At 29.2% G+C, this 9,912-nt stretch carries 8 protein-coding genes; 4 read left to right on the forward strand and 4 right to left on the reverse strand.

Annotated elements, in window-relative coordinates; translation table 11 throughout:
- Positions 1–456: 456 nt before the first annotated feature.
- The 3 genes from BUB36_RS10975 to BUB36_RS10985 form a co-directional block, all read right to left on the reverse strand.
- Complete coding sequence (locus BUB36_RS10975; RefSeq protein ID WP_073149919.1) at positions 457–3,996, reverse strand: AAA family ATPase; 3,540 nt, start codon at positions 3,994–3,996, stop codon at positions 457–459.
- A gap of 177 nt (positions 3,997–4,173) precedes the next feature.
- Complete coding sequence (locus BUB36_RS10980; protein ID WP_242655780.1) at positions 4,174–5,193, reverse strand: proline racemase family protein; 1,020 nt, start codon at positions 5,191–5,193, stop codon at positions 4,174–4,176.
- 19 nt (positions 5,194–5,212) lie between these two features.
- Positions 5,213–6,172, reverse strand: coding sequence for an ornithine cyclodeaminase family protein (locus tag BUB36_RS10985; protein WP_073149921.1), 960 nt, complete (start codon positions 6,170–6,172; stop codon positions 5,213–5,215).
- A 472-nt stretch (positions 6,173–6,644) separates the two neighbouring features.
- Here BUB36_RS10985 and BUB36_RS20520 point away from each other — a divergent pair, with 472 nt between their 5' ends.
- The gene (locus BUB36_RS20520) at positions 6,645–6,863 is read left to right on the forward strand and encodes a helix-turn-helix domain-containing protein (RefSeq protein ID WP_330390490.1); all 219 of its coding nucleotides are present in this window, start codon (positions 6,645–6,647) and stop codon (positions 6,861–6,863) included.
- Positions 6,864–6,869: 6 nt separating this feature from the next.
- The gene (locus BUB36_RS20525) at positions 6,870–7,217 is read left to right on the forward strand and encodes a cupin domain-containing protein (protein ID WP_330390491.1); all 348 of its coding nucleotides are present in this window, start codon (positions 6,870–6,872) and stop codon (positions 7,215–7,217) included.
- 77 nt (positions 7,218–7,294) lie between these two features.
- Here the strand turns inward: BUB36_RS20525 and BUB36_RS10995 are convergent, their stop codons facing one another.
- A complete protein-coding gene (locus BUB36_RS10995) occupies positions 7,295–8,494 on the reverse strand; it encodes a metallophosphoesterase family protein (RefSeq protein WP_073149922.1) in 1,200 nt (399 codons plus the stop codon).
- Between the two features lie 294 nt (positions 8,495–8,788).
- Here BUB36_RS10995 and BUB36_RS20380 point away from each other — a divergent pair, with 294 nt between their 5' ends.
- Both BUB36_RS20380 and BUB36_RS11000 read left to right on the forward strand, forming a co-directional pair.
- Entirely contained in the window at positions 8,789–8,911 is a 123-nt protein-coding gene (locus BUB36_RS20380) for a hypothetical protein (RefSeq protein WP_278247827.1), read from the forward strand.
- A gap of 23 nt (positions 8,912–8,934) precedes the next feature.
- Complete coding sequence (locus BUB36_RS11000; protein ID WP_073149924.1) at positions 8,935–9,729, forward strand: hypothetical protein; 795 nt, start codon at positions 8,935–8,937, stop codon at positions 9,727–9,729.
- Positions 9,730–9,912: the final 183 nt, after the last annotated feature.

The raw sequence follows: 9,912 nt of genomic DNA on the forward strand, positions 1-9,912 counted from the left end.
TTGTATTTTTTTGTATTTTTCCCATAATGATTTTGTATTACATTTTTTTGCATAATTCGATATTTTTCTAATTCGTATCACATTTTAAAAAGCTGTAACTTCTACAATAAAATAAGAGATTTTAGTAAACAAAACAGATTAATTCCCCCAGTACAAAACTATTATTTCAACTTCTAAAAACAATGCAGGTCTGTTATTCTATCAAAAGCTGAAATATTATTTCCTTTAACTGGAATTTTTATCCATTTTTCTTTACTAAAATCTCTCTATATTTTTTATAAATTTACAATGGTAAAACTTAATTTATACATGTACAAATACGCAGCATTCATGGGGGTTTTGGACATGTATAAATTAAAGTTTTTACTTAAATTTCTATAGTTATATTATAATAATCAAATTTTATAAATTTATTATTATAATTTATATTGTCCTTAGTTTTTTTGTAATAAAAAACTAATTTTTTTCTATAGCTACCTTTGTTCCATATAATCCTGATTCTGGTGGAGTTACTACAAGCTTTATAGGTACTCTGTTTTTTAGTTCTTCAACATGGCTTATAATTCCAACTGCCAGATTTTCTTGATTAAGCTTTTCCAAGGAGGTCATCACTATATCTAGCAGATGGTTATCTAATGTTCCAAAACCTTCGTCTAAGAAAAAAAATTCTATTGTTGAATTTCCCTTTAGTTGTATTTGACTTGAAAGGGATAGTGCCAATGCTAGAGAAGTTAAGAAGGTTTCACCGCCAGATAAGGTATTACAATCTCTTTTTACTCCTCCACTGAAATTATCACATATAATAAAATTACTATTACTGTCTAGTTCAAGATTATATCGATTATTAGTTATATCCATAAGCCTTTTAGAAGCTTCCTTTACAATATATCTTAAATGGCTTGTTGCAACATATTCTACAAATTTATTTCCAGACACCAGCTTAAACATCTCACTTAACATGTCTGTTATATGACTTAGATTTTCTACTTTTTTGTTTATTTTCTTTATCTTATGAAAATTTTTTTCCATCTCATTTATTTTTTCTTTTTTCTTACCTATTTCTTCAATTAAAAATTTATAGGCTTCCTTTTTATTTTCCATATCTTCTTTAAATTTTAAAAACTCTTTTTCTTCCAATGAAGAACCCTTTAATTTCTTTTTGACTCTATTAATATTATCTTTGAGCTTGTTACTTTCATTATCATATTTTGCTATCTTATCTTCCATTGCTTTAAGTTCTTCATTAGGCAATAAATAAACCTTTACCTCATCTATACTATTAAATCTATTTTCCTTCAAAGCTTCTTTTAAATCTTGTTCAATATTAATTATGGATTCTCCTAAGGATTTGTTAGTATTTTCAAGTCCTGCTCTCTTTTGTTTTAGATCATCCAAGATTTTTTTCTCTTCTTCAATTATCTTTCTAAGGGTTTCTTCTTCATTAATTATGATTGATTTTTTTTCTTTTAACTCCTTTAAATAAACCTTTGGTTCTCTATTTTTAACTATTTTTTTGATTTTATTATTATACTCATCTATAATTTTTCCCTTTTCTCTACCAGCTTCTTCTACTTTACTTCTTTCCAGCATTATCTGATTTAGCTTTTTTTCTACTTTTTCTCTTTGGCTATCAAATTTTTTCACGTTATTTTTTAATTGTGTTAATTTTGCTTCGATTACTTCTAGCTCTTTATCATTTCTCTTTATATTTTCTATTTCGACTTTAATATTTTCTATATTAAGATCGGTCTTAGCTTCAATATAGGCTTTACTTGCTTCTTTAAGTTTTTTATCTAATTCTTCTTTCCTTGTATTTTCTTGTTCTAATCTAGTTCTATCCTTTTTTATACACTCAACAAAACGTATACTCTGTTTTTCAAAATTTATTTTTTCCTTATCCTTAAATTCTAAAGCTTTGATCAATTTATCTCTTTTGTTTTCCCAATTTTTAAGAGAAATTTTCCTATCATCTATTTCTTTTATTAAATCTATTATTTCTTTTTCTAGCTTAGCTATATTTATATTTTTTAGTTTATTTATATATTTATCTAGTTCCCTTTTATACTTATTTTCTTCCTTTTCATCTCTTTTTATTTCTATTTCTAGCTTATATATAGCCTTTTCAAGCTCTTTTTTATTTTCTTCAAATCCCTGCTTTATTTTTCTTATTTTCTCAATAGCTTCATAATCAATGGGTTCAGCAACATTAGGATGATGACTGGAACCGCATACTGGACAAGGCTTGCCTTCTTTAAGATCCTGACTTAAAATTGCAGCTCTATGGGATTTTTCTAATTCATCTATCTCCTTTTTTACATCTTCTAGCTTATCAATATTGTGTGTAAGTCTATTTTTTAGATAATCCATTTTTATTTGGGTATCCTTTTTATTTTCATAGATTAATCTTAATTCCTCTTCTATTTCAGACTTTTTCTCAATATTCTCCTTTGCATCTTCAAGGGTTGACCTCAATCTATGTAATTCTATTTCTTTATTCATTATATAATCATTATTTTTTGGAGGATTTAACTCAAGCCTTTGGAGCTTATCTTTTATTTCTACATATTCTGTATTTCTTATTTCCAATTCTTCTTTTATTTTACTTAATTGATTATCACTTGCTAATATATTGTTTTTCAAGTCTTCAATGCTCTTTAGACTTACTTTCTTTTCCCTTTTTAATTCATCATATTCTTTCTTAAACTCCCAAGCATTAGTCAGTTTTTCTCTATATTCTGGCGATATCTTTAATTTACTTGATTTATTTTCTAGTTCTTCTATCTCATAACTATCCTTCTTTATACCCATTTTCAAGTTGTTAAGCTCTTTTTCACTTTTTTCTATTATTTCACTATATTTAATATATTTTTCTGTAAGTTCTCTTCTTTCATCAATAAGGCTTTGTGCTTCTTCTTTTAATTCTATTGCGTATTTTACATTAGCTTCCTTTTCTATTAATATAGGTAGCTCACGGTCCTTTCTTCGACATATTTCTTTATATTCTGATTCCTTTCCCTTCAGTTTTTCATTGATATCATCAAGCTTTATCAATATATCCTTTAATATAGCCTTATTTTTATTTATGTCTTCCAAGGTGTCATTATATCTGTCTAGATATGGTTTCACGTTTTTAGAATTTCTCGCCCTTTCGCACCTGTTTCTCATATTTTCAATTTCCTTAGTTTCTTTTTCTAAATCCTCCATGCTCTTTAAGTATCCACTTAATTCACTTTGCAACCTCCATATGTCACTAAGCTCTTGGTATCTTTTTTCTATAAGATTTATATCAATTTTTAGTTCTTTTTCTTTTTTTCGAATCTCACATAATTCTTCTTTTAATACCTTTAAATTTTCTTCTGATACACCATCAAATCTATTCAGCTCACCCTTTAAAAGCTGCAGCTCTTCTTCCTTTTTTTTCTTGAACTTCTTTATCTTATCCGTGAGATTTCCACCATATTGCTCTAATCCCAAGATTCTTTCCAGCATATTTCTTCTATCACTTCCTGATAGTTTAAGAAATTCACTAAATTTACCCTGAGGAAGAACTACAGATCTTGTAAAATCTTGATGATTAAGCCCTATTATTTTTTTTACTTCCTCATCTATTTGTGATACCTTATCAATTATTTTTAAAACATTTCCACCATCATCTAAAAAGGAAAGTCTTGCAAAAGCTGTTTTAATGCCACCATTTTTATTTTTCTTTATACTTCTTTCAATCCTGTAGGTCTGCCTACCGTTACTACCGCTACAATCGAACTCATACCCTATGTATACTTTTTCTAAATCTGTGTTTATAAATTCCTTTGTGTCCCTAGCTATGGCATTATACCCATACAAAGCTATTGTTATGGCATCTAAAATAGTAGATTTACCACTTCCTGTAGGTCCAAATATGCCAAATAATCCACTATCAACAAGGGTAGAAAAGTCTATTATCTGTTCATCAACAAAGCTGTTAAGTCCAGATATTTTTAAAAGTTTAGGTTTCATTTTCTTTGAAATTCACTCCTTTTCTTTAAACGCCGTTAATCTTTACGAGTATATTCTATTACTAATTATATGGAATTTCCTTTAACATTTCAAAAGATTAATTTTAAGAAAAATTGAAAATTGTGGTTTAAGATTAAAAAGGCTATATAGAGTAAAAACTCTATATAGCCCTTTAAATTAGCTTCCAATAATTCTAAAGCCCTCTGGTAATGGATCCTTTGGATCCAGTACTAATTGAGTAAAGCCCATAATGTGGGCTGTACCCGATACTTCAGTAATTACTGCATCGTACTCTCCAACCTTTGTTTCTTTAATAATTTTTCCTTCCATCACAGTGTCAATTATACTCTTATTCACAAGGATATCAGCCTTCTTCATTTCACCTGTTTGGTAGTGAAGGGCTACTCTTCCGCCAGTTCCCGTACCAGTTGGAGATCTGTCAACTTGACCATCAGCAAAAATACACACGTTTTTTGTTATAAGTTTATTTTCTTCTCTTTCTGGTTTTTCAAAGAAAATAGTTCCATAAAGCCAATTTACTCCAGAAGTGGGATGATTAAATTCCATCATTTCCATAACTTTATATTTTATTTCCATACCAATTTTCACTAATTGCTCTGTATATTCGGGACTTACCCTTAAACCAACCTGATTTACATCTAAATATACATAGAAAGCACCACAATAAACTACCTCACCAACAACTTCACCTATTCCATCTACGTCAACCTTAATATTTTGGGCATATACAAAACAAGGTACATTTTGAAATCTTACTCTTTCAACTTCCCCATCCTTTACATCGGCATATGCAGTAACTCTTCCAGCAGGAGTATCTATTTTTACAACATTTTCTCCATCCTTGGCAATTAACATCCCTGTTTCTATTGCTACCTTTGTTACTGCTATAATTCCATGGCCACACATAGAACTCAATCCTTTATTGTGGGTAAATAGTACACCAAAATCTCCATCCTCAGTAACAGCATCAACAAGAATACATCCATACATTCCACTGTGACCTCTTGGTTCTAACATCATCAATTTTCTTAAGTTATCATAATTTTCTAGCATATACTTTCTTTTTTCAAGAATAGTATTGCCAAGAATAGGTGGTAGTCCTGATGTAACAATTCTTAGAGGTTCTCCACCAGTATGAGCATCGATACAATCGATTCTGTTTTTAAAATGCATCATTTTTAATGCTCCCCCTTATCTACAGTATTATTTTTTGACCTACATTATTTTTCTTTGCCTCATCATATATTAATTTGGCAACCACCACATCGAATAAAGCCATACCTACCGACTTATAGAATATAGTCTTATTGATAATTTCTTTTTTATTAGTTAAAAAGCTGCCTACAGTTTCAATTTTATCTTCTTGTAATAAGTTATTACTTAATGGAATTTTCAAATCTCCTGATTCTTCTTTTGCGAATTCGGTATCTATATATACTTTATCTAATAAAGAAAACAATATATCAGGATATTCTCTCATATTGGGCTTATATGATCCTATCCCTATAAAGGATTTTCCCTTTAATAGCTCTGGCTTCTCAGGCAATACAGGTTTATAAGAAGTTGTTGTTGTAATAACAATTTGTGATTCCTTGAGTAAATCTTCTATTGTATTTGCTATTACTATACTAACATTTGGAAGCAATACTTCTAATTCTTTAACAAAGGCAGCTAGCTTTTCTGTAAAAATATCAAAAACCATTATTTTATCAATTTTTCTAGCCTTACATGCAAACAATAACTGATAGAATCCTTGGACTCCAGCACCTACTAACCCTACCGTTTTTGCAGTTTCAGGTGTAAAATGCCTTATTCCAACTCCTCCTACAGCGCCTGTTCTTAGAGCAGTCAAGATTTTTCCATCCATCATACCTATAGGTTCACCTGTTTCATAGTCATTTAGCAGCATTAATCCATCTATTACAGGTCTATTTTTTTTTCTGTTTTCAGGAAATAATGTAAGAAGCTTTGTTCCAAATATATCCTGCAAGAAACACGGCATGTATAGAAGTGTATTATTCCTATAGCTTACATGTATACGATTAGGCATATCATAATTTTTACTTCCATGAATCTTAAAAGCTTCTTCAATGGCATCCATTATTTCATCGTATGTAATTAGATCATAAATATCATTTTTGTTTAAATATAACATTTTTCCCACCTCCCTCTATATAGTTGTTTATATTTATTCTTTTGAAAATTTTATTATTGTGAACTGCAATTTATTATTGTAAATAAAATAAATCCTTAGACTTTAAAGTTCTTTATTTAGCAAGTATAAGTTTTTTAAACTTATACTTGTCTATATCTAACTTTTATTATATTACTTTTCATCATAGAAGTCCATATGTTTTAAAGAGTAATATGTTTAAATCTAAACTTGTAAATATTAGTTCATTGTAGTAAAATTATATTGAATTCTATGGCATGTATAAAGTTCAAATACATAATCACCGATACACATAGAATTTAATGAATATTTTAGTAAAAAAGAGATGAAAAAGTTTTGCATTTCCTATTATCAATGTGGTTTTAAAGACTTTATATTATAAAAAAGATTGGTTATAATGAACATATATAGTGTTCACTATCTATCAACTACTATATAGAAAGTTGGAATAAAAATGGTTATAGACATAGGTAAGGCAATTAAGAAACTGCGAATTTCTAAAAAACTAACATTAAAGGATTTAAGCGATAGGACAGGTTTATCTACTGGCTTTTTATCTCAGTTAGAAAGAGGGCTGACAACAATCGCTATAGACTCCTTAGAAAATGTAGCAAATGCCTTAGATGTAGATCTTTCATATTTTATATTATCAAAGGACAATAAAAAAGAATAAGTAATTATGCGTAGCTATAATCAAGAAGTATCAAGAATTGAGAATAAGTTTATCCACTCCCATCTTTCAAATAATATAAAGACCAGACAAATTCTTTCAGAAATTGTTACACTGCTACCTTCTTCTGGTGAAGAAACTATTCAAGAATTTCAGCACACTGGTGAAGAATTTATATATGTGTTAGAAGGAATATTAACCTTATTTTTAAACCATCAAAAATATGATTTATATCCTGGAGACAGTGCACAGTATAATTCTAATACCATTCATAACTGGGCTAATTTTACTAATAAAATCGTAAAAATACTCCATGTTCGTACTCCTAATCCCTTTAAAGAGGACAAAGGGATATAAAGAGATTAAGAATTAAGAAAAAAAAATCGGCGAACTGTCTTTTTACAGTGGCTCGCCGATATACTCTATTTTATAGATTATTCTTCTCCTGCTATTTCAGTAAATAAAGCCATAAATTCTTCCGTTGGTTCTATCTTTTTTTCCTTCATATAAAATTCTCTAAATAATTCTATGATATTTTTTTCCTTAAGAGCTTCAAGTTCTTCATCGTCCTTTTCCACTTCTTCAAAGATTGGAGTTATAGATAATATATCTGGTTTTATTTTTTTGATATCCTTTATCTTTGATTGACCTAAAGCTTCATCAGTTTTTATCTCTAGATATGCCCACACATCTCTATCCTTGTTTTTTTCACACATATCTATCGCTTCATCTATACCATCACATCTCCAAATTTCAATTGGCTTTCTATTTTTAAGTAAAACCTCTTCTAGTTTTGCTTCTTCTCCTGCTTTCACATCTATTATATAAACACATTTACTATAGCCTATTTCACTTTTGCTGTATTGTAGAGGCGAACCAGAATAGTATGCCTTTACTTCTTTGTTATTTATTCTTTGGGGCTTATGTAGATGCCCGAGGGCTATATATTGTGCTCCTATTGATAATTTATTTCCATCTACAGTAAGACCGCCACCTACTTGAAGGGGCCTTTCAGAATCCGATGTTTCTCCTCCTAATACAAATATGTGGCTTACAGCTATATTAATAGTGTCAGGTCTAAATTTTTTTGAAATATTACTTAGAATCTGTCCAACCTTTTCCGAATAATTTTTTTGAAGTTCCTTTTCATCTGATATATCTCCTAAAGCTTCATTCAACCTTTGCTCACTGGGATATGGAAGGGTTAAAATTATTATTTTTTCATCATTGACCTTTAATTCCATATATCCTTCGCCAGCATCTAGTATTTCATGCTTTCCTACCCTTCCTTTGGAAGCCCTGCTGTTAGGACTTCCAAGAAGTATTATTCCGTGTTCATATGCAAGGGGAGTAGACGCCATAAGTCTTTCTGGATTATCATGATTGCCAGCTATGACAACAACCACCCTTTCTCCAGCTTTTCCTAAGCTTTTAAGCGATTTATATAAAAGTTTTTCAGCTCTAGCCGAGGGATTGCTATTATCATAGATATCTCCAGCAATAATTACTAGATCAACTTCCTTTTCATCAGCTACTCTAATAATATCTTCTATGATTTTCTCCTGTTCTTCAATTCTGCTTTGATTTTCTAAATATTTGCCTAAATGCCAGTCGGAAGTATGTAAAATTCTCATACTATCCCTACCTCCCTCTCCCTATCTATATCAAATAAGTAAGTATAGCTTTCTATATTATATATACATTATTGCACAACAATTATATCACATTTTTAATCTTAGTTTAATTTAAGTCAATTCTCCCTGCTTTTAAATAATATATTTTAAATAATATAATTTTTCTACTTGTCAATTATAGTATTTTTTAATTTTTTTGTTAAATAATTGAATTTATTCTTTTTTTATGATATTATGTTATAGAGTTGCAACTCCTAGATATTGTTTAGTATTTTTTTAGAAAGGATGATTAAAATGAAAAGATTTTTCTTCATGCTTTTAGTAATGGTTTTGATCATTAATTGTACATTTATAAGTGTTTTTGCCAATGCCCAAGATGCTATGAGTATCTCTGAAAAAGACATTGAAAAAAAATAAAATTTACTTATTACCAGAAATTAATGAATAAAGGCAACTCTAGCCAAGTAAAAAGTTTACAATTTCAAAATGTATCAGATGATATTTTAGATAGAGTTGAAATAAAATCTATCACATACTTTGATAAAGAAGGTAATTTTGTTAAAATGTATAAAGATCAAGAAGCTTTGAAACACTTAATTAATGAAAAGAAGAACGAATCAACATTTAACTTGAAATCAATACCCGTTGAAGAAGGTGATGTAAGAGTTGTAGAGTCTTTTCTCAATAATGGGCATGAGGTTAATGTTGATAGTTCCGGAACACTAACTGTTAATCTAGCTAAATCAGCTGGTATAATGGTTATAGCAAATATAGCAACTAAAAAAACTGTTTGGAATTTTGTAATAAATCTATTTGGTACTGCTATTGACAGTATTCTAGGAAAATCGGATACGGTTTCAGTTGATACTGCTAATATTAATGTAATAGGCAATAAAAGTGCACAGGTATATCAGAAATCAAAAGGTGGATGGTTTGAATGGTATTGGGCTAATAAGCAAGATACATACGTTACTTTCTTCTCCGCATATACAGATAAAGATACTGGTAAAACTGATTCTGATTATAAAGCATTCTTGAATAGCGATAATTATCCACCAATATACATAAAAAAATCTAAAAATTATGATGACACTAATCATCTAGCTGATACAGCTCTTTATAATAAAAAACATAATATCCTTTATGGACCTAACAGCTATGAATCCTTTAATGATTCAGATGCAATAAATAAAAATAATAGTTCAAATTGGAGTAGAGCTACGGGCATATATTAATCACAATATATCACAATATAATAATTATTTAAATATTATATATTACTAGAATACTCTGAATTACCTGCAGGAACCACATAATTCACATGTAAAATCTCTTTAACTTCTAAAATTGGGTATGGTATTAGAATAAATTAATTATGTGGCTCCCTCTTTTTCATTTTTTTATAAACTTTTAAACCT

The sequence above is a fragment of the Paramaledivibacter caminithermalis DSM 15212 genome, from assembly GCF_900142245.1.
Classification (GTDB): Bacteria; Bacillota; Clostridia; order Peptostreptococcales; family Caminicellaceae; genus Paramaledivibacter; species Paramaledivibacter caminithermalis.